At 62.0% G+C, this 25103-nt stretch carries 20 protein-coding genes; 12 read left to right on the top strand and 8 right to left on the bottom strand.

Annotation, left to right across the window (positions count from 1 at the left end; all coding sequences use genetic code 11):
- The first annotated feature begins 148 nt into the window (after nucleotides 1-148).
- The 3 genes from carB (at nucleotide 149) to HB676_RS27945 (ending at nucleotide 4695) form a co-directional block, all read left to right on the top strand.
- Nucleotides 149-3478, top strand: a complete 3330-nt coding sequence (carB, locus tag HB676_RS27955; protein ID WP_213741706.1) for a carbamoyl-phosphate synthase large subunit — start codon at nucleotides 149-151, stop codon at nucleotides 3476-3478.
- Between the two features lie 153 nt (nucleotides 3479-3631).
- Entirely contained in the window at nucleotides 3632-4105 is a 474-nt protein-coding gene (gene greA, locus HB676_RS27950) for a transcription elongation factor GreA (RefSeq protein ID WP_213741787.1), read from the top strand.
- Between the two features lie 191 nt (nucleotides 4106-4296).
- Nucleotides 4297-4695 carry a DoxX family membrane protein gene (locus HB676_RS27945; protein ID WP_213741705.1) on the top strand — a complete coding sequence of 133 codons (399 nt, stop codon included), beginning with the start codon at nucleotides 4297-4299 and terminating at the stop codon, nucleotides 4693-4695.
- 119 nt (nucleotides 4696-4814) lie between these two features.
- Here the strand turns inward: HB676_RS27945 and HB676_RS27940 are convergent, their stop codons facing one another.
- The gene (locus tag HB676_RS27940) at nucleotides 4815-5294 is read right to left on the bottom strand and encodes a winged helix-turn-helix transcriptional regulator (protein WP_213741704.1); all 480 of its coding nucleotides are present in this window, start codon (nucleotides 5292-5294) and stop codon (nucleotides 4815-4817) included.
- Between the two features lie 278 nt (nucleotides 5295-5572).
- On the opposite strand from HB676_RS27940, the gene trxB reads away from it, so the two are divergent.
- The 3 genes from trxB to dapA all read left to right on the top strand — a co-directional run bounded on the left by trxB (nucleotide 5573) and on the right by dapA (nucleotide 8999).
- Nucleotides 5573-6538 (top strand): thioredoxin-disulfide reductase, encoded by a 966-nt coding sequence (trxB, locus tag HB676_RS27935; RefSeq protein WP_213741703.1) that lies wholly within the window; start codon nucleotides 5573-5575, stop codon nucleotides 6536-6538.
- Between the two features lie 2 nt (nucleotides 6539-6540).
- Complete coding sequence (locus HB676_RS27930; protein ID WP_213741702.1) at nucleotides 6541-7464, top strand: LysR family transcriptional regulator; 924 nt, start codon at nucleotides 6541-6543, stop codon at nucleotides 7462-7464.
- Between the two features lie 581 nt (nucleotides 7465-8045).
- Nucleotides 8046-8999: a 4-hydroxy-tetrahydrodipicolinate synthase gene (dapA, locus tag HB676_RS27925; RefSeq protein WP_213741701.1), complete on the top strand. Its 954-nt coding sequence runs from the start codon at nucleotides 8046-8048 to the stop codon at nucleotides 8997-8999.
- Nucleotides 9000-9428: 429 nt separating this feature from the next.
- Here dapA and HB676_RS27915 read toward each other — a convergent pair whose 3' ends face one another.
- A complete protein-coding gene (locus HB676_RS27915; protein WP_213741699.1) occupies nucleotides 9429-9701 on the bottom strand; it encodes a hypothetical protein in 273 nt (90 codons plus the stop codon).
- Between the two features lie 71 nt (nucleotides 9702-9772).
- A complete protein-coding gene (locus tag HB676_RS33960) occupies nucleotides 9773-11488 on the bottom strand; it encodes a tetratricopeptide repeat-containing glycosyltransferase family protein (protein ID WP_346347441.1) in 1716 nt (571 codons plus the stop codon).
- A gap of 332 nt (nucleotides 11489-11820) precedes the next feature.
- Here HB676_RS33960 and HB676_RS27905 point away from each other — a divergent pair, with 332 nt between their 5' ends.
- The 3 genes from HB676_RS27905 to HB676_RS27895 are packed head-to-tail and all read left to right on the top strand — an operon-like array spanning nucleotide 11821 to nucleotide 15701.
- Nucleotides 11821-12849 carry a TRAP transporter substrate-binding protein gene (locus HB676_RS27905; protein WP_213741697.1) on the top strand — a complete coding sequence of 343 codons (1029 nt, stop codon included), beginning with the start codon at nucleotides 11821-11823 and terminating at the stop codon, nucleotides 12847-12849.
- Between the two features lie 2 nt (nucleotides 12850-12851).
- Nucleotides 12852-14720 (top strand): TRAP transporter large permease subunit, encoded by a 1869-nt coding sequence (locus HB676_RS27900; protein WP_213741696.1) that lies wholly within the window; start codon nucleotides 12852-12854, stop codon nucleotides 14718-14720.
- Nucleotides 14721-14723: 3 nt separating this feature from the next.
- Nucleotides 14724-15701 (top strand): NAD(P)-dependent oxidoreductase, encoded by a 978-nt coding sequence (locus HB676_RS27895; RefSeq protein WP_213741695.1) that lies wholly within the window; start codon nucleotides 14724-14726, stop codon nucleotides 15699-15701.
- Nucleotides 15702-16126: 425 nt separating this feature from the next.
- Here HB676_RS27895 and HB676_RS27890 read toward each other — a convergent pair whose 3' ends face one another.
- Nucleotides 16127-18511, bottom strand: a complete 2385-nt coding sequence (locus tag HB676_RS27890) for a heavy metal translocating P-type ATPase (protein WP_213741786.1) — start codon at nucleotides 18509-18511, stop codon at nucleotides 16127-16129.
- Nucleotides 18512-18572: 61 nt separating this feature from the next.
- Here HB676_RS27890 and HB676_RS27885 point away from each other — a divergent pair, with 61 nt between their 5' ends.
- Together HB676_RS27885 and HB676_RS27880 are read left to right on the top strand one after the other, a co-directional pair.
- The gene (locus HB676_RS27885) at nucleotides 18573-18848 is read left to right on the top strand and encodes a metal-sensitive transcriptional regulator (RefSeq protein WP_213741785.1); all 276 of its coding nucleotides are present in this window, start codon (nucleotides 18573-18575) and stop codon (nucleotides 18846-18848) included.
- Nucleotides 18849-18964: 116 nt separating this feature from the next.
- Nucleotides 18965-19114 carry a hypothetical protein gene (locus HB676_RS27880; protein WP_213741694.1) on the top strand — a complete coding sequence of 50 codons (150 nt, stop codon included), beginning with the start codon at nucleotides 18965-18967 and terminating at the stop codon, nucleotides 19112-19114.
- 782 nt (nucleotides 19115-19896) lie between these two features.
- Here HB676_RS27880 and HB676_RS27875 read toward each other — a convergent pair.
- From HB676_RS27875 to HB676_RS27860, 4 genes are all read right to left on the bottom strand, one after another.
- Nucleotides 19897-20577, bottom strand: coding sequence for a ParA family protein (locus tag HB676_RS27875; protein WP_213741693.1), 681 nt, complete (start codon nucleotides 20575-20577; stop codon nucleotides 19897-19899).
- Nucleotides 20578-21049: 472 nt separating this feature from the next.
- Complete coding sequence (locus HB676_RS27870) at nucleotides 21050-21394, bottom strand: hypothetical protein (RefSeq protein ID WP_249780510.1); 345 nt, start codon at nucleotides 21392-21394, stop codon at nucleotides 21050-21052.
- Between the two features lie 190 nt (nucleotides 21395-21584).
- Nucleotides 21585-22625 (bottom strand): tripartite tricarboxylate transporter substrate-binding protein, encoded by a 1041-nt coding sequence (locus HB676_RS27865; protein ID WP_249780509.1) that lies wholly within the window; start codon nucleotides 22623-22625, stop codon nucleotides 21585-21587.
- 479 nt (nucleotides 22626-23104) lie between these two features.
- Nucleotides 23105-24013: a LysR family transcriptional regulator gene (locus HB676_RS27860; RefSeq protein WP_213741692.1), complete on the bottom strand. Its 909-nt coding sequence runs from the start codon at nucleotides 24011-24013 to the stop codon at nucleotides 23105-23107.
- A 115-nt stretch (nucleotides 24014-24128) separates the two neighbouring features.
- Here HB676_RS27860 and HB676_RS27855 point away from each other — a divergent pair, with 115 nt between their 5' ends.
- Nucleotides 24129-24998 (top strand): NmrA family NAD(P)-binding protein, encoded by an 870-nt coding sequence (locus HB676_RS27855; protein ID WP_213741691.1) that lies wholly within the window; start codon nucleotides 24129-24131, stop codon nucleotides 24996-24998.
- Nucleotides 24999-25103: the final 105 nt, after the last annotated feature.

Below are 25103 nucleotides of genomic sequence, written 5' to 3'. Positions count from 1 at the left end.
GGTTGATGGGGCTTTTAAGCCCCTTTCGCGGTTGCGGAATCTGGTCTAAAGACCACCCGCGCGCAAGGGTAACCTGGCGCTTGCTGGTCAAGGGGACGCGCGGCTGCGCGCCCTTTTTTTGTGCCCAATTTCCTGTCCGTGAGACTTGATGCCTAAAAGAACCGACATCTCCACCATCCTGATCATCGGCGCCGGCCCGATCGTGATCGGCCAAGCCTGCGAATTCGACTATTCGGGCACCCAGGCGGTGAAAACGCTGAAGGACGAGGGCTACCGCATCGTCCTGGTCAATTCCAATCCGGCCACCATCATGACCGACCCGGAACTGGCGGACGCGACCTATATCGAGCCGATCACGCCGGAAATCGTCGCCAAGATCATCGAGAAAGAGCGCTACGTTATCCCGGGCGGTTTCGCGCTGTTGCCGACCATGGGCGGGCAGACTGCGCTGAACTGCGCGCTGTCGCTGCGCAAGCAGGGGACGCTGGCCAAATTCGACGTCGAGATGATCGGCGCTACCGCCGACGCGATCGACAAGGCCGAGGACCGCGGCCGCTTCCGCGAAGCCATGACCCGGATCGGGCTGGAGACGCCGCGCTCGATCCAGACCAAGAACCTGCCGGATGCACTGCGCGCGCTCGACGACATCGGCCTGCCCGCGATCATCCGCCCCTCCTTCACCATGGGCGGCACCGGCGGCGGCATCGCCTACACCAAGGCGGAATTCATCGAGATCGTCGAGCGCGGCATCGACGCCTCGCCCACCGACGAAGTGCTGATCGAGGAATCAGTGCTCGGGTGGAAAGAATTCGAGATGGAGGTGGTGCGCGACAAGAAAGACAATTGCATCATCATCTGCTCGATCGAGAACCTCGATCCGATGGGCGTGCATACCGGCGATTCCATCACGGTGGCGCCGGCGCTGACCCTGACCGACAAGGAATACCAGATCATGCGCGACGCCTCGCTGGCGGTGCTGCGCGAGATCGGCGTCGAGACCGGCGGCTCCAACGTGCAGTTCGGCGTCAATCCGGCCGACGGGCGCATGGTCGTGATCGAGATGAACCCGCGGGTGTCGCGCTCCTCGGCGCTGGCGTCAAAGGCGACCGGTTTCCCGATCGCGAAAGTCGCCGCCAAGCTCGCGGTCGGCTACACGCTGGACGAAATCGCCAACGACATCACCGGTGGCGCCACGCCGGCCTCGTTCGAGCCGACCATCGATTACGTCGTCACCAAGATTCCGCGCTTTGCGTTCGAGAAATTTCCCGGCGCCTCCACCACGCTGACCACGTCGATGAAGTCGGTCGGCGAAGTCATGGCGATCGGACGTACTTTCCAGGAAAGCCTGCAGAAAGCCTTGCGCGGCCTCGAGACCGGGCTGACCGGACTCGACGAGATCGAGATCGAGGGCCTCGGCCGCAGCGACGACAAGAACGCGATCCGCGCCGCTCTGGGCACGCCGACGCCGGACCGGCTGTTGCAGGTGGCGCAGGCGATGCGGCTCGGCTGGAGCAATGAAGAGATCTTCACCTCCTGCAAGATCGATCCGTGGTTCCTCGCCGAAATGCGCGGCATCGTCGAGATGGAGAGCAAGATCAAGGCGAATGGCCTGCCGTCGAACGCGTTCGGCATGCGCACGCTGAAAGCCATGGGCTTCTCCGACGCGCGCCTCGCGGTGCTGGCGCAGACCACCGAAGCCGAGGTAACTGCCAAGCGCCATGCGCTCGCGGTTCGCCCGGTGTTCAAGCGCATCGACACTTGTGCAGCCGAATTCGCCTCGCCGACCGCCTACATGTATTCGACCTACGAGTCGCCGTTCGCGGGCGCACTGGCGGACGAGAGCGCGCCGTCCGACAAGAAGAAGGTCATCATTCTCGGCGGTGGTCCCAACCGGATCGGCCAGGGCATCGAGTTCGACTATTGCTGCTGCCATGCCTGCTTCGCGCTGCATGACGCCGGCTATGAAACCATCATGATTAACTGCAATCCCGAAACCGTGTCGACCGATTACGACACCGCCGACCGATTGTACTTCGAGCCGCTAACGGCCGAGGACGTGCTCGAGATCATCGCGACCGAACGCAAGAACGGCACGCTGCATGGCGTGATCGTGCAGTTCGGCGGCCAGACCCCGCTCAAGCTCGCGCATGCGCTTGAGGATGCCGACGTGCCGATCCTCGGCACCTCGCCCGATGCGATCGATCTCGCCGAAGACCGCGACCGCTTCAAGCGCGTGCTCGACAAATTGCGGTTGAAGCAGCCCAAGAACGGCATCGCCTATTCGGTCGAGCAGGCGCGGCTGGTGGCCGCCGATCTCGGCCTGCCGCTGGTGGTGCGCCCGTCCTATGTACTCGGCGGCCGCGCGATGCAGATCATCCGCGAGGACAGCCAGCTCGGCGATTACCTGCTTGGCACCCTGCCCGAACTGGTGCCCGGCGACGTCAAGGCGCGCTACCCCAACGACAAGACCGGCCAGATCAACACCGTGCTCGGCACCAATCCCCTGTTGTTCGACCGTTATCTATCCGACGCGATCGAGATCGACGTCGACTGCCTGTGCGACGGCAAGGAGACTTTCATCGTCGGCATCATGGAGCATATCGAGGAAGCTGGCATTCACTCCGGCGACTCGGCCTGCTCGCTGCCGCCGCATTCGCTCGACGCGCAGATGATATCGGAGCTGGAGCGGCAGACCCGCGAACTCGCGCTCGGCCTCGACGTGGTCGGCTTGATGAACGTGCAATACGCCATCAAGGACGGCGACATCTACGTGCTCGAGGTCAATCCGCGCGCGTCGCGCACGGTGCCGTTCGTCGCCAAGGTGATGGGCATACCGGTGGCGAAGATCGCCGCCCGCCTGATGGCCGGCGAGAAACTCGCAGACTTTAATCTGACGAAGCGCAAGCCCGATCATGTTGGCGTCAAGGAATCGGTGTTCCCGTTCGCCCGCTTCCCCGGCGTCGATACCGTGCTGGGCCCGGAGATGCGCTCGACCGGCGAAGTCATGGGCATCGACCGTTCATTCGAAGTCGCCTTTGCCAAGAGCCAGCTCGGCGGCGGCACCCGCGTGCCGCGCAAGGGCACGGTGTTCGTCTCGGTCCGCGAGATCGACAAGACCCGTATCGTCGATGCGGTGCGGATGTTGCATTCACTGGGCTTCAAGGTGTTGGCAACCTCGGGCACGCAGCGCTTCCTGACCGACAACGGCGTGCCGACCGAAAAAGTCAACAAAGTGCTGGAAGGACGGCCGCATATTGTGGACGCCATCATGAACGGCGACATTCAGCTGGTCTTCAACACCACCGAAGGCCCGCAGGCACTGGCCGACAGCCGCTCGTTGCGCCGCGCTGCCCTCTTGCATAAAGTGCCATATTACACCACTCTTTCAGGGGCCGTGGCGGCCGCAAAAGGCATCCGCGCCTATCTGGGCGGGGACCTTGAGGTCCGCACCCTGCAGAGTTATTTTTCCGAAACCTGATCCCTGGGCCTGACGCAACGTCCGGCAATCGATCGGCAATGAAGCCCTCGTGACCGGAACTTCCCAGTCATGAGGGTATTCTGTTTCGGCCTTTGTGCGCGCTTCGAATTGCGCACTTGAACTGCTGACTTGGACTAAAGGACGAGAGCGATGATGGAAAAGGTTCCGATGACCGCGGGCGGCTATGCCGCCCTGGAGGTCGAGTTGAAGAAGCGCCAGTCGGAGGACCGTCCGCGCATCATTGAGCATATCGCCGAGGCGCGCTCGCATGGCGACCTCTCGGAGAACGCCGAATATCATGCCGCCAAGGAAGAGCAGTCGCATAATGAAGGCCGCATTGCCGAGCTCGAAGACAAGCTGGCGCGCGCCGACATTATCGACATCAGCAAGCTGTCCGGCGACACCGTCATGTTCGGCGCGACCGTGACGCTGGTCGACGAGGATACCGAGAAAAAAGCCGTGTGGCAGATCGTCGGTGAGCCCGAAGCCGATGCCAAAAGGGGCCGCATCTCCATCACCTCGCCGCTGGCGCGCGCGCTGATCGGCAAGAAGAAAGGCGCGTCGGTCGAAGTCGTCGCCCCTGGCGGCGCCAAGGCCTATGAGATCACCAAGGTCGAGTGGCGCTGATCCCGGCCATCAGGCGGCCGCACTGAACCCAGAATGATTGCATTGAAAGCCGCGCCGGTTGCGCGGCTTTTTGCTGCGCTGCGAGGAATATTTGTCGTGGAACAGTGTTTTCGTTGCTCGACAGCACCGCGCGTGCTGAGAATATAGCGGGCGCGGTTTGCCAAGCTCAATTTACCAACGGGGGATATGACGTGGATCAGACCTTTGCCAGATTTCAGCCGATCGCTTTAAGCTTGTTTCGGTTTATCACCGGCTTGCTGATGTTTCAGTTTGGCGTCGCCAAGATCCTGAAATTTCCGGCGGGAACACAGTTCGAAAAAGTCGAGCTGTTCTCGCTGATCGGGGCCGCCGGCACGCTCGAACTGGTGCTCGGCGCCATGCTGATGATCGGCCTGTGCACACGGATCGTCGCCTTCATCCTGGCGGGTGAAATGGCGTTCGCCTATTTCATCGGGCATTTTCCGCGCGGCTTTTATCCGGTGCTCAACAACGGCAGCCTCGCGATCGCCTTCTGCTTTGCCTGCCTGTATCTGGCGACCTCGGGCGGCGGACCGTACAGCGTCGATGCGGCGATGGGGAAGAAGAGTTAGTCTGGTTCGTCATTCCGGGACGCACGAAGTGCGAACCCGGAATCTCGAGATTCCCCGGTGCACAATTGTGCACCTGAGGTCTGGTGCTAACGCACCATCCCGGAATGACGGAGTGAACTTCACCCCGGCACTTTCAATTCCAGCGGCACCGCCGCCTCGTACTTCGAATTGTGCAGCACCAGCGACGTCCTGACATTGCGCACATGCGGTGCCGCTGTCAGGTGCGTCACGAAATCCTGAAACGTCGCCATGTCAGGCGCCACGCACTTCAAAATAAAATCCACCTCGCCCGACAGCATCCAGCATTCGCGCACCAGGGGCTCGGCGCGGACGAAATCCTCGAACGCGCGCAGATCCGCATCGGCCTGGCTGGACAGATGCACCGAGGCGAACACCGTGACGTCGAAACCCAGCCGGCGCGGATCGAGTAACCCGCGATAACCCTGGATATAGCCCGCTTCCTCCAGCGTCCGGACCCGCCGCAGGCAGGGCGGCGGCGAAATACCGACGCGTTTGGCCAGTTCGACATTGGTGATTCGGCCATCAGCCTGGATTTCGCTGAGAATTTTCAGGTCGATTTCGTCAAGATTCTTCGACACGCGGGGCTAGGTCCTGTCAATTTCCTGGGCTGAGGTAGCGGGGGCGGAATAACGGCAACACTCTTAGCGCAGCTAAGGTGCTGTGCGCAATTTTATTGCGCGTGCGGCGCGTCATTTATCGAACTCACGGGAAATTTTGCTGATTTGGATTGCAATTCTTGCATAGCTGGCCAGATACCTTAGACTTCGAAATGACACTTTCGGCGCCTCCGCGATGCCTTTCCGGGCGCCTTTCGCTCAAACACCGATCAAATTCCCTTAAGAGAGGGATCTACCCCATGGCTGCCCCCATTCACGCGAAGGTCGTCATCATCGGCTCCGGGCCGGCCGGTTACACCGCCGCGATCTACGCCGCCCGCGCGATGCTGGAGCCGGTGCTGATTCAGGGCATCCAGCCCGGCGGCCAGCTCACCATCACCACCGATGTCGAGAATTATCCGGGCTTCGCCGACGTCATCCAGGGCCCCTGGCTGATGGAGCAGATGGAGAAGCAGGCCGCCCATGTCGGCACGAAAATTGTCGTCGATCTCGTCACCACGCTAGATCTTTCACAGCGGCCGTTCCGGCTGAGCTGCGACAGCGGCGACGTCTATCTCGCCGAGACCGTCATTCTCGCCACCGGCGCGCAGGCGCGCTGGCTCGGCATGCCGTCGGAAGAAAAGTTCAAGGGCTTTGGCGTCTCGGCCTGCGCCACCTGCGACGGGTTCTTCTACCGCGGCAAGGAAGTCATGGTGGTCGGCGGCGGCAACACCGCGGTCGAGGAAGCGCTGTTTCTGACCAACTTCGCCTCGCAGGTGACGATCGTGCACCGCCGCGACCACTTCCGCGCCGAGCGTATCCTGCAGGAGCGCCTGTTCAAGCATCCCAAGGTCAAGGTGATCTGGGACAGCGCGATCGACGAAATCTGCGGCACCGAGAACCCGGGCAAGGTCACCCATGTCCGGCTGAAGAACGTCAAAACCGGCGCGCTCACCGATGTGCCGGCCGACGGCGTCTTCGTCGCGATCGGACATGCGCCCGCGACCGACCTCGTGCAGGGCCAGATCAAGCTGAAACCGTCGGGCTATGTCGAGGTGGCGCCGAACTCCACCGCGACTTCGGTGCCTGGCCTGTTTGCCGCCGGCGATGTCGCCGACGAAACCTACCGGCAGGCCGTTACGGCCGCGGGCCTCGGCTGCATGGCCGCGCTCGAAGCCGAACGCTTTATCGCCCTGCGCGCCAGCGACCGCGCGGCGGCGGAATAATCATGCCTCGAACCCGCGACGGATTTAAAGATATGGATTGGGATAAGCTGAAGGTGTTTCACGCAGCGGCCGAAGCAGGAAGCTTCACGCATGCCGGCGAGCAACTGGGCTTGTCGCAATCGGCCGTTTCCCGCCAGGTCAGCGCGCTGGAGCAGGAGCTCTCGGTGTCGCTGTTTCACCGCCATGCACGCGGGCTCATACTGACCGAACAGGGCGACCTGTTGTTTCGCACCGCGCATGACGTTTTCATGCAGTTGCAGGCGGCGCGCGCCAAGCTCACCGACAGCCGCGAGCGGCCAAGCGGCGACCTCAAGATCACGACCACGCCCGGCGTCGGTATCAACTGGCTGATCCCGCGGCTCGGCGAATTCACCGCGCTCTATCCTGAGATCAGGATCTCGCTGATCGTCACCGACGAAGAACTCGACCTTTCGATGCGCGAGGCCGATGTCGCGATCCGCACCCGCAAGCCGACCCAGCCTGATCTGATCCAGCGCAAGCTGTTCGCGATGGGCTTCCATGCCTATTGCTCGCCGGAATACATCAAGCGTTTCGGCACGCCGCGCACCCTCGACGAACTCGACGCGCATCGCATCATCACGCTGAGCGACGGGCAGGTCACGCCGCATCTGCAGAACCGCAACTGGCTGGTCGAGGCCGGCCGCAACGGATCGGGTCCGCGCGAGGCCTATTTCAAGGTCAACAATATCCTAGGCTTGGTGCGCGCGTGCCAGCAGGGATTGGGGATCGCCGCACTGCCCGACTATCTGGTCGAGGAGAACAATCGCCTGGTGCAACTGTTCGGCGAATCCGATTCGATCCAGCTCGACACGTATTTCGTCTATCCCGAAGAGCTGAAGACCGTGGCGCGGGTGCAGGTGTTCCGGGACTTCGTGGTGAGCAAGGCGCAGCGCTGGCCGTCTTAATTATCGCTCGATAAGCCCGCGGTACCCGCATGTCTGACATGCGGAGTGAACGGTTGCCGCAAGGCACCAACGCGGATCATACTATCTCTACGCTGAACATTCGGGTTGCGCATTTGTCCCCCTCCTCCAGCGGCGCGGGTGTTCAGTAATCCCTCTTGGAAGGTGATTGTGTCGGCCTCACGTGGCCAATACCTTAAGCCGGGCTCTTCTGAGCCCGGCTTTTTTTCTTCCTGTGAAAACCGCGGTTGAATCAGCGTCATTGCGAGGAGCGCAAGCGACCAAGCAATCCATCTTACTTGCCTACCTCGTGGCCCCGTGGATTGCTTCGCTGCGCTCGCAATGACGGCCGATTACGATTTGCTGCAGTGCGATTGCGTTGACAGAATCTGCATCAGCCACCATCATCGTTCCATGATCACGCAGCCGTGCACCGCAACATCGTCGAAAAAAGCCCCCCATCCGGGGGCCTCAGAGCGGCGCGCGCGATAGATTTCTCGCCTGATCCGACCTGCCAAAACCCCGCCGTCTGGACGGGGTTTTTTATTGCTCCGTCTCCGGCTCACCCCCTGAGGAGATGGACCATGACCGACAACAGAACTTCCGGCCTGCACTCTCTGCTGCACGGCCTGTGGCTGCCACTGATTACGCCGTTCTGCGACGGTGTCCTTGACGAGAACTCGCTGCGGCGGACGCTGCGGCACTATGCGACCCAGCCGATCGACGGATTGATCCTGGCCGCGACCTCTGGCGAAGGCCTGACATTGGGCATCGCCGAACTTGAATGGATCGTGACGCTGGCGCGGGACGAGATCACGCAAGGCAAGCGGTACATCCCGATCTGCCTCGGACTATCCGGCAGCGATACAAGAAAGATGTGCCACACCCTCGATGTGACGGCCGACTGGCCGATCGACGGCTACCTGATCTCGAGCCCTTATTATTCGCGCCCCTCGCAACGCGGCCTGCTGCAACATTTCACAGCACTCGCCGATCACGCTTCGTGGCCGGTTCTACTCTACAACATCCCCTACCGCACAGCGGTCAACCTGACCAACGACACATTGCTGGAGCTTGCGAAGCATCCGAACATCGTCGGCTTGAAGGATTGCGGCGCCGACCGCGCGCAGTCCATCGACCTGTTGCGCCGGCGGCCGGATGGTTTTCGGATCCTGACCGGCGAGGACGCGCTGTATTACGAAGCGCTGACCGACGGCGCGGATGGCGCCATCCTGCTCTCGGCCCATATCGAGACCGCGACGTTCGCCTCCGTGCGCACGCTGCTGCGAGAAGGCAAGCCTGACGCCGCGCGTGCACGTTGGGAAAGCGTTTCCGGTCTCACCAAGTTATTGTTTGCCGAACCTAGCCCGGCGGCGGCGAAGTACTGGCTGGCGCGCACCGGCCTGATCGACAGCGCCGAAGTCCGCCTGCCGATGGTGGAGGTGAGCGACGAACTGGCACGGCGGCTCGATGCGGAAATCGAGCGGCGGGTTTCGCTTTATGGAAGCCTAGGAGTCGAACGAACGCTCACCCGATGACGGGGCTCCGCGACGAAGCAGTGGTCTGCTTAACGGGGAAGATCGGAAATCATTCACGTAGCTCGGAATGCTGCGATTGTCCCAAAGCCGACATCGCGGCAGCCTTTTAGTCCGGCCAACGCTTGGCTTCTATCGCCGCGACCACATCACTCACTGTTAGACTTTCATATTGCGGGGGCTTTTTGCCAAATAATCTGCGGAGTGTCCGACGTAACCAAGGGAACGAATGTTCGGCCGGGGCATATCTGGTGAGATGAAAGTTTCCTTCCACACCGAATTCGCGTGTTGCCCAAATCACCACATCAAAAGCCAGATCGTCTCCATACATACCCAAGTCGCGATAGAGATTTGTCTCAGGCGTTAGCTGGCCGCCTCGCGCCCAAGGCCGCAGATGTTCCTCAACTCTGCGAAACACCTCGTTCATTGAGGTTAAGCCACCCAACCTAAATACTTGGTCGTTTGGAGAATCGGGCGGGCTATCCACGCCGCGTACTCCGGCATGAAGAAGAGAATAGCCTCCATTTCCAATTCACCGGTCATGTAAATTCCGATGTGCATGCCATTTTTAGGTCCATTGGGAATGCGGTTGAAGTCCATCTTGGATGCAGCCAGCCAGAGGCCGTAACCACCTTCCACAGCCTCATTTGTGTCGAAGTAAATACGATGCATGAAAAGGTCGCTTCGATTATCTGCCTCGATCATATCACACCAAGGCCGTGATGTGACGACATCCGATATCCCAGGTGGATCGGAAGTGGCTGGTACAGAGGCGCCTATCGCAGAAACCCGGAAATCATGACATCCAGTTCGCTCCGCACTCGCGCGACGACACTGCCGTAATCGCGTGTCGCGTCCTGCCTGAACAGGCGGACGGTCGGATACCACGGGCTGTCATCGCGACCCAGCAGCCAGCGCCAATCGGGCAAATAGGGCAGCAGGATCCAGGTCGGCCGTCCCAGCGCGCCGGCGAGATGCGCAACGCTGGTATCTACCGTGATCACGAGATCAAGCTGACTGAGCAGCGCGGCCGTCTCGGCGAAATCGGTGAGTTGCGCCGTCAGGTCGATGACGCCGGCCTGTTCGAGGATAACAGCATCATCGGGTTTCGGATTCTTCTGAAGGCTGACGAAGGCGGCATCGGCGCCAAGGAGGCCTGACAGCATTCGCAGTGGAAACGATCGGTTACGGTCGTTGACGTGGTTCGGATTACCGGACCAGACAAGACCGATCCGCAGTTTCCTTTCCGCGCCGAGGCGTTCGGAAAGCCGGGCTTCCCAAATCTGCCGGCGCGCTTCTTCCGGTTGCGGCAGATAACCCAATCCCGAAGGAATGGTATCGAGACGCGTCTCAAAGACCAGCGGCAGGGAAGTGATCGGGCAATGCAGGTCGTAAGCCGGCAGCGGCTTGACCGATCGCGAAACGCATTGCGCGACGCCAGGCATGCCCGCCAGCAAAGGAACGACGGGATCGGTCACGGATAGAATGACGCGGGCGCCGTGGGCCCTCAGCAGCAGCGGAACGTAACGCGCAAACTGAATGGTGTCGCCGGCGCCTTCATCCTCGAAAACCAGGATAGTCTTGCCCTCGATCGGTTCCTTTCCAAGCCACGGCGGCTGCGACAATCCGAAACGGTCGATCGGCAGACCAGGAACGGCCCAGCGAGCTTCCCGCCCCGCCCAACCCGCTTCGAAATTTCCGATCAACAGATGCACGAGCGACGCCTGAAAGACGCCTCTCATATTATTCGGATCGATCGTCCTGATCCTGTCGTAGATCGCCAGGCACTCGTCGAACCGGTGGAGATGATTGAGCGCAAACGCCCTGTTGCTCAAAGCGCCCACGGCATTGGGTTGCAACTGGAGTGACCGGTCGTACCACGACAGCGCCTTATCTTCTCTTCCAAGCCGCGCATGAAACATGCCGACAAAATTACAGATTTCGGCGTTCGTCGGATCAAGTGCGTGGGCATTGTTGATCTCGACCAGACCTTCCTCAAATCTGTTGAGAATGAACAAGGCAAGCGCGCGCATCAGCGGCTTGAGAGCGTTCCCATCCGGCATTCTCTCGTGCAGGCTAAAGCAGGCGAGCGCTTCCTCGATCTGCCCCCGTTCATGGAAAAGAAGGCCCGCTCTAAAAGCGGTGTCCCAATCGTCGGGATTGACCTTGAGCGCCTGCTGATAGCTCAGGGCCGCTTCTTGCCTCCGTCCGAGGCCGGCCTGGATGATGCCAAGAATCCTCCATGCGTTTGCGTCGTCCGGCTTCAGCTGCGCTGCCTTGCCAAACACCGCGAGGGCATCCGCGTGCCGCCCCAGGCTCGTAAGCGCCCCGCCGAGGGTCATGAAGTATTCGGCTTTCGGCTCTTGCTTGATCGCACGCGCGATCCACTCCGCCGCATGGTCGTATTGCCCGGCGTGAAGGCAGATTTGACCGGTCAGATGCAGTGTCTCTGCATGCGCAGAATCGAGCGCCAGCGCTTTCTCGCAGCACATCTGCGCGTCCAGATGCCGTCCTGCGGCAAAATGACGAAGTCCAGCCGCGTGCAGTGCGGCTGGTGTCGCAGCCGATGGCTCGGTCCCCGTACTTTCGGACTCTTTGGCAGCCAGCCTGCGCTCGTCAAGGTTCATCGGGATCTGACTTGGTTGATCGATCAACCGATAATTGATTCTGTTGCGAATTGACATGCGGCTTCATGCGGCAATCGAACCGCGGGTTTCCCGCCTAAAAAAGAGCACCGGCTACTTGTGCCAGCCAAACCAATAAGACTAGTTTTATCCCCAGCAAACGCGGTCGAAACAAAGAACCGCATCCCGGGGGAACAAACATGTCTTTTGTGATCAATCGCCGTGCGTTACTTCGCTCATCCTTCGCGCTCACTGCCAGCGGCCTCGCCGCGCCCGCGCTGATCGGCCGGGCGGAAGCGGCGGTTTTGAAACTCAAACTGTCGTCCTCGCAGGCCAACGACCCGAAATTTGCCAACGGCAGGGTCTATTACGACAACCTCGTCAAGCAAATCGCGGCCGGCCCCCTCGCCGGGCAGATCGAGGTGGCGTTCTTCCCCGACAACCAGCTCGGCCAAGAGATCGACGTCATCAACTCGGTCAAGCTCGGCGTGATCGACCTGATGGTGTCCGGCTCATCGATTGCGGCCAATCTGGTGCCGCTGGTTGGAACCTATGACCTCGGCTATCTCTTTTCATCGTTCCCGCAACAGACCAAGGCGTTCGACGCCGGCGCGGCCACGCCGATCGAACAGGCGCTGCTCAAGGGATCGAATATCCGCATCATCGCCTGGGCCTATAATTTCGGCGCGCGCTCGGTGCTGGCGCGCAAGGCAGTCAACACACCAGAAGACTTGGCCGGGCTGAAGATCCGCACCTTGCCTAATCCTGTGATCACCGAATGCCTGCGCCTGATGGGCGCGGCGGCGACGCCGATGGCGTTCGGCGAGATCTATACAGGCTTGCAGGCCGGCGTGCTCGACGGGATGGAGCACGATCCGCCGACCATCGTCGCCTCGAAATTCTACGAGACCGCGAAATTCTATTCGCTCACCCAGCATAATTTCTCGCCGCTGGCGATCTACTTTTCGGAAGCGACCTTCAACCGGATGTCGGCTTCGATGCGCGAGGGCTTCATCGACGCCGCGAAGAAAGCCGCCGCCGATACCCGCACCCATGGCCTCGATGTCGAAAAGGAAGCGCTGTCGCAGCTCAAGGACAAGGGCGTCACCGTGATCGATTGCGACCGTGAGGCGTTCCGCAAGCGCGTGCTTCCGCAGACCGACGCTTTCGTGAAAGCGCGGCCGGACGCCAAGCCCGTGATTGACCTGATCCGCGCCACTTCGGCCTGACGATGGCTGATGTCATCACCGGTGCGTACGGCGCCGATGCCGGCGAGCGGCGGGTGACCAGCATCCTGCTGCCGGTCACCGATGCCGTCGCGGCGGGTCTTCTCGCCGCCGATCTTGCGGTCGTGATCTATTCGGTGCTGGCGCGCTCGCTGTTCAATGCGCCGGTCGAATGGGCCGATGACATCGCGCGCGGGCTGATGGTGGCGTCGGCCTTTTTTGGCGCCGCGTCGGCGCTGGCACGTGGGGAAAATCCCGGCGTGGTGTTCTTCCGCTCATTGCTGCCGCCGGTCTGGCAGCGCTTCGCGGATGATGTCGGCGCGACGCTGGTGCTGGTGGTGGCGGCCTATGTCGCTTTCCACGCCATCGAACTCGGCACGATCACCGCAGGTCAGACCACCGGCTCCGGCCTGCCGCTTGAATTGACCTTCTATCCGATGGGGCTCGGCGCGGCGTGCATGACGGTGTTTGCCGCCGAAATTCTGCTTGGCCGAAGCTGGCGCAGTATTCTGCAAGCCATCGCTGCGCTGGCGGTCGTGTCCGGCATTTTTCTCGCAGGCATGAACTTTACCCCGGACGCGATGCCGTCCGCCGGCACGCTGATGCTGCTGGGCTTTGTCGTCACGCTCGCCGGCGGCCTGCCGATCGGCTTTGCGCTGGCGCTGGCCGCACTGATCTTCATCTGGGTCGAGGGCAATCTGCCCGGCGTGATCTTCGCCCAGCAGATGGCGCGCGGCATCGACAATTTCGTCCTGCTCGCGATCCCCTTCTTCATTCTGGTCGGCTATTTGATGGAAGCCAACGGCATGTCAGTGCGGCTGATCGAATTGCTGCAACGGCTGGTGGGGCGGATGCGCGGCGGCCTCAATGTGGTGATGGTCACCGCGATGGTGCTGTTCTCCGGCATCTCCGGCTCCAAGATGGCGGATGTCGCGGCGGTCGGCGCGGTATTAATTCCGGCGTCGCGCAAATCAGGCCAAAACCCCGGCGCAACGGTCGCACTGCTCGCCGCATCGGCGGTGATGGCGGAGACCATTCCGCCCTGCATCAACCTGATCATCCTCGGCTTCGTCGCCAACCTTTCGATCGGCGGCCTGTTCGCCGCTGGCTTACTACCCGCCGCACTGATGGCGGCAGCGCTCATTGCCGTGTCGATCCTGTTCGGCAAATCTTCGACCGCGCCGCCGCCGCCTCCCTTGGCCCACGCGGCGATGACGCGGATGTGGTTAGGGGCCGGTGTCTCGCTCGGCCTGATCGCGATGATCTTCATCGGCTTCAAATCGGGCTTTGCGACCGCGACCGAAATATCCGCCTTCGCGTCGCTCTATGCCATCGTGGTTGGATCGCTGATGTTCCGCGAGCTCAGTCCCGCCGCCGCGTGGCGCAGTTTCATCCATGCCGCCGCGCGTTCGGGCCTGGTGCTGTTTATCGTGGCCGCCGCGCAATCGCTGGCGTTTGTATTGACCTTGCAACAGGTGCCGCACGCAGTGGCCGAATTCATGGTGGGGCTGTCGCATGAGAGCGGCACATGGCTGTTCATCCTGCTCTCGGTCGGAATCCTGATCGTGATGGGCTCGGTGCTGGAAGGCGCCGCGGCGCTGATCATCTTCGGGCCGTTATTGGTGCCGGTGGCCGGCAAACTCGGGATCGCGCCGCTGCATTACGGCGTGGTGCTGGTGATCGCGATGGGCATCGGCCTGTTTGCCCCGCCGCTCGGGCTCGGGCTTTACGGCGCCTGCCTGATCGGCAAAGTGCCGGTGGAAGCCACGGTCCGGCCGATGCTCGGCTATCTTGGATTGCTGCTCGCCTGCCTGCTGGTGATCGCCTTCGTGCCCGCGATCAGCACGTTCCTGCCAAAGCTGATGGGATATTGAACGATGAAGATTCTGCTGACTCACACGCCGCATATGCGCGACAATTATTATGGCGCCCGCGCGCTGGCCGGGCTGCAGGCGCTCGGCGAGGTCGTGCTGCATCAGGGCCACGACACGCTGGAAGGACCGGCGCTGATCGCCGCCGCGCAAGGTTGCGATCTCATTGTCGCCGACCGCGCCACCGCATTGCCGGCGGCGATCTTCGATGGCCTCGGCACGCTGCGCGCGGCGCTGCGTTGCGCGGTCGACATCCGCAACATCGATGTGGCCACCGCCTCCTCGCACGGCATCCTCGTCACCCGGGCCAAGCCCGGCTTCGTCGAATCCGTCACTGAACTCGTGTTCGGCTTCCTGGTCGATCTCAACCGCGGCATCTCCGGCGCGACCGCTTCCTATCAGGCTGGCCGCGCGCCGGCCGCGCGGATGGGCCGGCAATTGGCCGGCACCACGATCGGCATTATCGGCTATGGCGCGATCGGCCGCGCCGTGGCGCCGTTGGCCGCCGCGATGGGGATGCGGGTGCTGATCTCCGATCCCCATGTGACCATCGATGATCCCAACTTCCGACAAGTCGATTTACCAACCCTGCTGGCGGAGTCCGATCATGTGGTCTGCCTTGCGATCGCGATCGAGGCGACCGAGAACCTGATCGATGCTAAAGCTTTGTCGCAAATGCGCCGCGACGCGGTTTTCATCAACGTCTCGCGCGGCAATCTGGTCGACGAGGCCGCGCTGGCTACCGCCCTCAAAGAAGGACGCATCGCCGGCGCCGCGCTCGATGTCGGCCGCGCGCCGGACCAGATGCCGACACCCGCGCTCGCGGCACTGCCCAACGTAATCGCGACGCCTCATGTCGGCGGTCTGACCCCGCCCGCGATCGAGGCGCAGGCGTTGCATACCGTGGAACAGGTTCGCGCGCTGGTGTCCGGCGCCGTGCCGGAAGGCGCCGTCAACACCGCGACATGGACGCGGCGGATGTGAGATAGCCGCTTAATAAGACCATGCGCTGATGGACGTACCGTAGCCGGAACCGCAGCGGTGGGAGCCGCAAGCGGCTGTTATCCCAAGCGGGCCGAGGCTGATAAAACCACCGTGATAACCTTGGCTGCTGCCGTCAGGGTACCAGCTCTCCGAGCCGCGGACGCCGGCAAGCCGACCGCCGCGCCTGACGTGATGCGTGTTGCCAAACGCGCCGGAGTGAAGACGTCCAACGTGAGCACCGCTCTTATAAGCTTTCCGGTCAGACGCGACAGCGCCAGTCGTCACCCCGGCGGCCAGCGCGAGCACTGTGCCCGCAAGAATAAGTCTTCTCATCATGGTCTCCTCCGCATTCCCTGGACCCCGCGACCGTAGCACAGGATTTAGATAGGCGTTGGGGTGCCGCGCGCAATGACGACAGTTCCACGCTAATCCAGCTTCGTCCGCGCCAACCGCAACGCGTTGCCGATCACGCTGACCGACGACAGCGCCATCGCGGCCGCGCCGACCATCGGCGACAGCAGGATGCCGAACACCGGATAGAGCACGCCCGCCGCGATCGGCACGCCGGCCGCATTGTACAAGAATGCAAAACCAAGGTTCTGGCGGATGTTGCGCATGGTCGCGACCGACAATCGCCGCGCCCGCAACAGGCCCGTCAGGTCCCCGGTCAGCAGCGTGACCCCGGCGCTTTCGATCGCCACGTCAGTTCCGCCGCCCATCGCGATGCCGACATCGGCCGCGGCCAGCGCCGGCGCGTCATTGACGCCGTCGCCGACCATCGCAACACGACGGCCTTCTTTGCGCAACCGTTGCACCACATCGCTCTTGCGCTCCGGCAACACGCCGGCCTCGATCTCCTCGATGCCGAGCGTCGCCGCCACCGCGCGCGCGGTGGTGATGTTGTCGCCGGTCAGCATCACGATACGCAGGCCATCGTCGCGCAACGCCTGCAGCGCCGCTTTTGCCGAGGGCTTGACGGGATCGGCGATCGCGAAGACGCCACAGGCGCGGCCATCGATCGCGACATAGATCACGGTCGCGCCGTTTTGGCGGGCGGCTTCCGCCGCGACATCGAGTTGCCCGGTCGCGATCTTCAGCTCGGCCATCAGCATCGCGTTGCCGAGCGCGACTGCCTTGCCGTCGATAATTCCCCGCGCGCCCTTGCCGGAGGGACTCGCAAAATCGCTGACCTCGCCGAGATCGAGTTTTCGCTCCGTCGCCGCATTGAGGATCGCCTGCGCCAGCGGATGCTCGCTGCCGCGCTCGACGCTGGCGGCGAGCCGCAGCAATGAATTCTCGTCAACGCCTTCCGTCGTGACGATCGAGACCAGTTTCGGCTTGCCTTCGGTCAGCGTCCCCGTCTTGTCGATCACGATGGTATCGATGGTTTCGAACTGCTCCAGCGCCTGCGCGTCACGGATCAGGATTCCCGAGCGCGCGCCGCGGCCGATACCGACCATGATCGACATCGGCGTCGCCAGACCCAGCGCGCAGGGGCATGCGATGATCAACACCGTCACCGCCGCGACCAGGCCGAACGTGAAGCGCGGCTCGGGCCCGAACAGCATCCAGGCTGCAAATGCCAACAGTGCCGTCGCGATCACCGCCGGCACGAACCAGCCGGCCACACGATCCGCCAGCCGCTGGATCGGCGCCCGCGAGCGCTGCGCCCGCGCCACCATGTCGACGATCCGCGCCAGCATGGTGTCGCGGCCGACCTTGTCGGCACGTATCACCAGGCCGCCGCTCTGGTTGACGGTGCCACCGATCACGCGATCGTCCTCAATCTTCGACACCGGCATCGATTCGCCTGTCACCATCGATTCATCGACAGCGGAGCGGCCTTCAGTGACGACGCCATCGACCGGAACCTTCTCGCCGGGACGAACCCGCAAGAGATCACCGACCGCAATGGCATCGATCGCGACATCCTCGTCGCCTTGCGCTGTAATGCGTCGCGCGGTCTTTGGCGCGAGGCCGAGCAGTGCGCGGATCGCGCCCGAGGTGCGCTCGCGTGCCCGCAATTCCAGTACCTGCCCCAGCAACACCAGCACCGTAATGACCGCCGCCGCCTCGAAATACACCGCGACCATGCCGTGCATATCCCGGAACGCAGGCGGAAACAGTTGCGGCGCCAGCGTGCCGACGACGCTGTAAAGCCAGGCGACGCCGGTACCCATCGCGATCAGCGTGAACATGTTGAGATTGCGCGTGACCAGAGATTTCCAGCCGCGCTCGAAGAACGGCGCGCCGGCCCACAGCACCACCGGTGTCGCCAGCACCAGCGAAATCCAGTTCGACCATTCGGGTGGCACCAGATGCATCAGGCCGAGATGGCTGCCCATCTCGATGACGAATACCGGAAGTGTCAGCACCAGCGCGATCCAGAATCGCCTGCTCATGTCGATCAGTTCGGGATCGGGCGCATCGTCGAGCGATATCTGTTCGGGCTCCAGCGTCATGCCGCAGATCGGGCAATTGCCCGGCCCGACCTGCCGCACTTCCGGATGCATCGGGCAGGTGTAGATGGTTCCGGCCGGCGCTTGCGGCTCCGACTGCTTCGGCTGCACGAATTTTTCCGGCTCGGCCTCGAAACGCTCGCGGCAACGCTGGCCGCAAAAGAAGTAATCCTGGCCGCGGTAACTGAGCCGGTGCTTGGCGGTCTCGATGGCGACATTCATGCCGCAGACGGGGTCGATCGCGACCGCCGCAGGGGCGGCATCGTGGCCGCCGCCGCAACAGGACGCGGCCGGCACCCCCGCCCCATGATCATGACCGGCGTGCGCGTCGGCGCCGTGGGCGTGCTTCATCTGCGTCACCAGTCTCTCCCCGCCTCTTGAACTATATACCCTAGGGGGGTATATGGACGACATGCGCAAAGAGATCAAGACGTCCTGCCTGAAAAGACTGAAACGAATTGAGGGCCAGATCCGCGGGCTCGCGGGGATGGTCGAGGACGACCGCTATTGCATCGACGTGGTGACGCAGATCGCGGCGGCGAAGGCCGCGCTGCGCCGGGTCGAGGAGGAGATCCTGCGCGACCACGTCGCGCATTGCGTCGAGCATGCGATCTCGTCCGGCGACAAGGCCGACCAGCGCCGCAAGATCGCCGAGCTGATGGACGTGGTCGGCCGCGCCGATCGATAATCCGCGTGGTTAAAGCCCGGTAAATCCGGTCATTCAAATCAGAAACATGCGGCGGCCGTAACTTTAAAAATTGAGGCTTATTGTTTTTCCCAATCAACAACGGACGGGGGAAACCAATGACCACTCAAACCATGCGCAACAAATACCTGACTTCCGAACACGCCGAGAAAATCCACGACGTTCTTCTGGTGGCGTCGTTCGGCCTGTGGGCGCTGGTGCTCGGCATGTCGCCGGTGCTGGCTTACAACATGCTGATGAGCGCCTGAGCAGCACCTCCTAAAAAACACGAGCCCCGGTTCTGTTGAATCAGAGCCGGGGCTTTTGTTTTGTCACGTTCTCCCTCTCCCCGCTTGCGGCAGGGCTATCGCATATGACTTTCCGCCGCGGTAATCGCCTGGGGCCTCATGGTTCGAGACGCCTCGAAGACGAGGCTGCTCACCATGAGGGTTCAAGATTTAGCCGCACAGAAAGTCCTCATCCTGAGGGGACGCCGTAGGCGGCCGTCTCGAAGGATGGCCGCACAAAGACTGCAGGCCCAATCTCTTTCTATGCGATAGCCCTACCGCTTGCGGGGCGAGGTCGGCAAAACCTCATCGATCCAACTCGGCTCCGGTCACCCGTGGTTAATCGCCGGTAGCACCTGTGTTCAAATGCGAGCGATGTTGCGACCGTCTTTTTAAAATCCGGCCCGTAGGATCACCGCGATAAAAGCAAAAACGCGGGGGCGTCGTGAAACTAGAGAACAATAAACTCCCTGAGCAGGGAGGCTTCCGCATGGAAGACATTCTGTGGGCTGTCGGCATCTGGTCGGTGATCCTGACCTTGTCGCCGGTCGTGCTGTTCTATGTGCTGATGGTGAATTGACGGTCTTGTTTTGACGCGTTTTCTCTACGTGAACCGGTATCCACTTCGGTCGAAAACGCTCTGTAATTGCGCACAAGCAACATCATCCCGCGTCAGCGTGACTGCTGACGCGGGATGATGTTTTCGTGACGCGAAAAACGCGCAGACTTTGCGCGTTTTCTGTCGGCCAGGCAGGTCAGCGAAATTACGCCGCCTGCTTGTGCATGGCGCCGGTCGCGGACGCGGTGCCGCGGATTGCCTTCACCGAACGTTCGATCGCAGCCCATAGCCGGCTGATTTCCGCCGCCGCACGGCCTTCGGCAAAATATTCGCGGGCGCCTTCGCCCTTGCCGAGCGCCATCAGAAGATCGGCACGGTTGGTGATCTGGCCGCCCCACACCGGTGCGCGGAACTTGGCCAGCGCTTCACGCGCGATGGTAACGATGCGGCTCTCCACATCATCCCGGCGTGCCGGCGCACCGTTGATGACGACCGCATAGGGCTTGCGCGCGGCGCGGCAGGTCGAAATCGTTTCCTGCACGGCGTTGACGTCGAAAACCCCCGGCCGCGCCGGAATGATCACCATGGTGGCGTTGCGGATGGCATCTTCCACGACAGCCGATGTATTCGGCGGCGTATCGATGAACACCCATTCAATACCATCACGCTTGGCGGCAGCGAGAATCCCGCTGACGGAGTTAACCGCGGTCTTGATCGGCGGTTCGTTGGTCCCGCGTAGCTTGTGCCAGAGTGTCAGCGATCCCTGCGGATCGGCATCGACGAGCAGGCATGGCTTGGTGGACTTATGGACGTGGGCGGCAAGATGAGCGGTCAGCGTACTTTTTCCTGAGCCGCCTTTACGCGATGCAAAAACAATGACGTTCATACCTTGGCCTCCAGATTGACCCCAGAAGGCGAAAATGAATCAGTGCGCTGATTCGTGAAAGAAAAATTTACAATCAAATGTGGCGAAAGCGCTGATTGATCGGCGAAGTTGGCTTTTGAGTCACACCATGCGCTGCGGCAGAACCTGAAATTGAAGCGGAAGGTATCTGAAGGACTCCGCGGACTCTGAAAAGACTCAGAAGAGACTTCCGGAGGTCATCTTCCTAAAGCTTTCACGATATCCGCCGTCGCTGCTCCCTGATGCGCATCGGCGCTCGGCGTTACGAAATCAGCGGCGCGATGCGAACAAACAGAGTCCGCAGCGCTGGAAGCCGCCTTCGAAGCAGGCAAAGAATACCGTTCGGAGTCATTCCAGGAAATTACAACCGAGAGGCCCCTCTCAGGACATCTGCGGCGCCCCCAGAAATGCGCAAACGCGTCAGGAGCGACGCCCTGCGATGCAACGCTCAGGCCTAGCCATGCTTCTTGGCGGGCTTCTTGTGCGGCTTGCCGCCATGATGCGCCGACGGCCTGATGCTGAGCGGCCGGCCGGCGGCGGGCCGCGCCTCCTGGGCATCGGGCCTGAAATAGACCCGGCAGGCGGGGCTGAGCCGGGACTTGTTTCTGACCATGCAGACCGTGACCCGCTCGACATCGGGAATTTCGGCACTGCACAACCGAAACGCATCACCGCTGCACGCCTGTTGCTCGTCGGCGGTATAGGCCCGGGCCGCCACCGGCCCAAGCAACAACGACAATGACAGCGTTGTCGCGAACATCAGACAAAGCTGAAAATGGCTGGATCGGATAGAAGACATGAAGCCCCCAAAGAATCCCCAACGCGCTGATTTGCGAAGTGTGGGTGAAGGCCGGGAGATTGGCAAGAACGCAGACGTCAATACACAGAGGTCCTGCGCTGCAGGAACCTGAAGCAGGGAACCAGATCGGAAGCAGTTACCTTCCTGATCAAGCCCTGCGCGAGCAGACCACATCGGCAAACAACGAAGGCTACTCGCCCTTCATGTTGGCGGCCTTGATGACCGGCCACCACTTCGCGATCTCGGCCTTCTGATAGGCCGCCAACGCTTCCGGCGTTTGCTGGTCGCGCGGCGGGATCACCTGGCCAAGCTCTGAGAGCTGCTGGCGCACCTTCGGGTCGGCAAGCGCTTCGACAACGGCGGCATTGAGCTTGGCCTTGATCTCCGGCGGCGTGCCCTTGGGCACCCAGAGGCCGTACCAGATATTGATGTAAAGCCCGGCCACGCCGGCTTCATCGACCGTCGGGATATCGGGCGCGGTGGGCGAGCGGGTATTGGCAGTCACGGCATAGGCCTTGACCTTGCCTTCCCTCACCTGGGGCAGCGCATTGGGCAGATGATCGAACAACAGATCGATACGGCCGGCCATCAGATCCTGCAAGGCAGGCGCGGCGCCGCGATAGGGCACGTACTCGAATTTCAAACCCTCGAGATTGGCGAAATACACCGCGGCGACGTGCGCGGCGCTGCCGACCCCGATGGTGCCGACGGAGACTTTCGCCTCGTTGGCCTTTAGCCACGCGGCCAGCTCCGTCAGGTTCTTCGCCGGCACCGCGTTCTTGGTGAGGAGCAGCATCGGATAATTGGTGAGCATCGCGATCGGCTCGAGGTCTTTGAGCAGATCATAGGAAAGCGGATACAACGCGCCGTTGATGACGTGGGTGCTCCAATGACCGACGCTGACCGTATAGCCGTCGGGCGCCGCGCACGCGACGCGCCCGACCCCGATCGTGCCGGCCGCACCGGTCACATTTTCCACGATCAGCGGCTGGCCCAGCGAATGCTGCATCCGCTCGCTCAGGGTGCGCACCAGTGCATCGGTGGGGCCGCCCGCGGTGAACGGGACCACGATCGTAATGGGTCGCGAGGGATAGACTTCTGCCGATGCCCCCTGCGATAGCACAATCGGCGCGGCAACGCCCAAAATGAGATTAAAGAACAGATGCAGGAGTGAGCGGCAAGGACGTTTCATCGCGTGGCGCGCTGCCACGCGGGCGCTTGAAATTCGCATTTCAATATCCCTTGAAAAAATCAAATGACGCGCAAGATGCTTTCGCAACCAAAAGGCGAAAGCAAGAACTGATTTGCGATTGCAGTGCGGCTGGCGTCGTCAAAGACGCGTCACGTGCATTTCACAAACTGGATTATCGGGGCGCTGGGGTACCGGGTCGCGTAAAGAAAACGCGTCAAAACAAAAGACCAGAGCCCGGTTCTGATTCAATCAGAACCGATAAGGCTTTAGTGCCGCGTAACGGCGTCTTTCCCTGAAGCGTTGTGTGCCCTTCGCTTCCTTCGCATCGCCCGCAAGTGAAGGCGACGCAGATGCAGGAAGCTGCGATCGACGCAGCGATACCGCGACCATGACATGCTTTTCATCGGACTCTCCATCGGTTGGGGATTAGTGGAGAGCCGCGTCGGCACGGTTCGAGGCACACGCATTACAAAGAGGAAAGCAAAGCTTTCCGAGCCGGCGAGAGGCACGCGGCGATGTCAGCCGGCGCCTTCGGCAGCAATCTCCTGGATGAAATCAAGGAAGGCGCGGACTTTCGCGGGCGGCAGATGGCGCGAGGGATGATAGGCGTAAAGCGGATAAAGCTCCTCCGACCAGTCGCTGAGCACCTGCACCAGCTCGCCGCGCCGCAGCCAGGGATCGAGTCCCAACGCGAGGCTTTGAAACAGGCCGTAGCCGGCGGCGCAGGCCTCGACGGCGGCTGAGGGATCGTCTGTCGTCATTCGGCCTCGCACGTCGACATCGATGGTCTCGCCGTTGCGAGAAAACGCCCATTCGAACGGCCGGCCAGTCTGCGGATCGCGAAACAACAGCGCTTCGTGATGGACGAGATCGTGCGGCGTTCGCGGCGTGCCATGGTGTTCGAGATAGGCCGGCGCGGCGCAGGTCACCACGCGTGTCTCCAAAAGCTTGCGCGCGATCAACGACGCGCCGTCCATCGGACCGAACCGGACCGCGACGTCGACGCCCGCCATCATCTCCTCGCGATGATTGCTGACCAGCAAGTCCAGCGACACTTTTGGATGACGCGGGAAAAACTCCGGCAGTCGGGGCGCCAGCACCAGCCGCGCGAACCAGGGATCGACATTGACGCGGAGTCTCCCGCTGACATCAGCCGCTGCGCCCGCGACTTCAGTTGCGGCCTGCTCGATCGAGGCGAGTAGCGGCATCACCTGGGCATGGAAACGACGACCCTCCTCGGTCAGCGTCACCGCGCGAGGGGTGCGATCGAACAACCTGATACCGACGCGCGCCTCCAGCCGGGCGACGGCGCGGCTGACGCCTGACGGCGTCAGGCCCAGACTTTCCGCCGCGCGCGCGAAATTACCGGATTCGGTGACGGCGGCCAGCACCCCGACCCCCGTCAATATGCGCGCATCAAAGCTCATCTCATCTAACCTTACGATGATCAATAATCATCATAGCACTGATCTTAATGCGCTTAAATCATCAAACGCGCTGGCTTACATCTTTGAGCCCTCAGCTACCCAACTGGAGGACGCCATGTACGCCATCACCGGAATCACTGGAAAAGTCGGCGGCGCGCTCGCCGCCTCGCTGCTCGCCGCAAGTCTGCCGGTTCGCGCCGTCGTCCGCGACGCCACCAAGGGCGCGGCCTGGTCCATCAGCGGCTGCGAGGTCGCGCTGGCCGACATGAACGATGCAACCGCGCTGGCCGCCGCCTTCGCCGGGGCCGAGGCGGTATTCATCCTGCCGCCGTCGGAGTTCGATCCGACACCCGGCTACGGCCAGGCGCGCCAGACCATCGACGCGATCGTTGCAGCTTTGCTCGCCGCCCGGCCCGGCAAGGTGCTTTGTCTCTCGACCATCGGCGCCGATGCGACACAGGACAATCTGCTGACCCAGCGCACGCTGCTGGAGCAGGCGCTCTCGGCGCTGCCGATCCCGGTGACTTTTTTGCGCCCGGGCTGGTTTCTGGAAAATTCGCTGTGGGACGTCGCGTCAGCACGCGAAGATGGTGTCATCCACAGCTTTCTGGCGCCGCTCGACAGACCGATCCCGATGGTCGCGACAAAGGACATCGGGACGCTCGCCGCGCGGCTGATCCAGGAGGACTTCAAAGGCCAACGCGTCGTCGAACTGGAAGGCCCGCGCCGCGTATCGCCGAACGATCTCGCCGCCGCCTTCGCGAAAGCGCTCGGCCGTCCGGTGCGCGCCGAGATCGTTCCGCGCGACAACTGGGAGACGATGTTTCGTTCGCAGGGCGCGAACAATCCCTATCCACGGATCCGGATGCTCGACGGTTTCAACGAGGGCTGGATCGAATTCAGCGACGGCGGCGCGAACGCGCTGAAAGGAAGCACTGACGCTGAAACCGTCATCGCCGCGCTGGTTCAGCGCGATGCGGCGTGAGCCCGAAGTCCGCTCTGAGGAATTAAAATTCGAGGTCAGGCAATAATTTCGATAATCCTACCTTGACTCGAAATTTATGATCGCCGTAGTCTTTGTGCCATGGCA

Origin of the sequence: Bradyrhizobium sp. dw_411, from assembly GCF_018449695.1 — a bacterium.
Lineage (GTDB): Bacteria > Pseudomonadota > Alphaproteobacteria > Rhizobiales > Xanthobacteraceae > Bradyrhizobium.
Note: the sequence above shows the minus strand (reverse complement) of the source record. Positions and strands in the feature narration are given on the sequence as shown.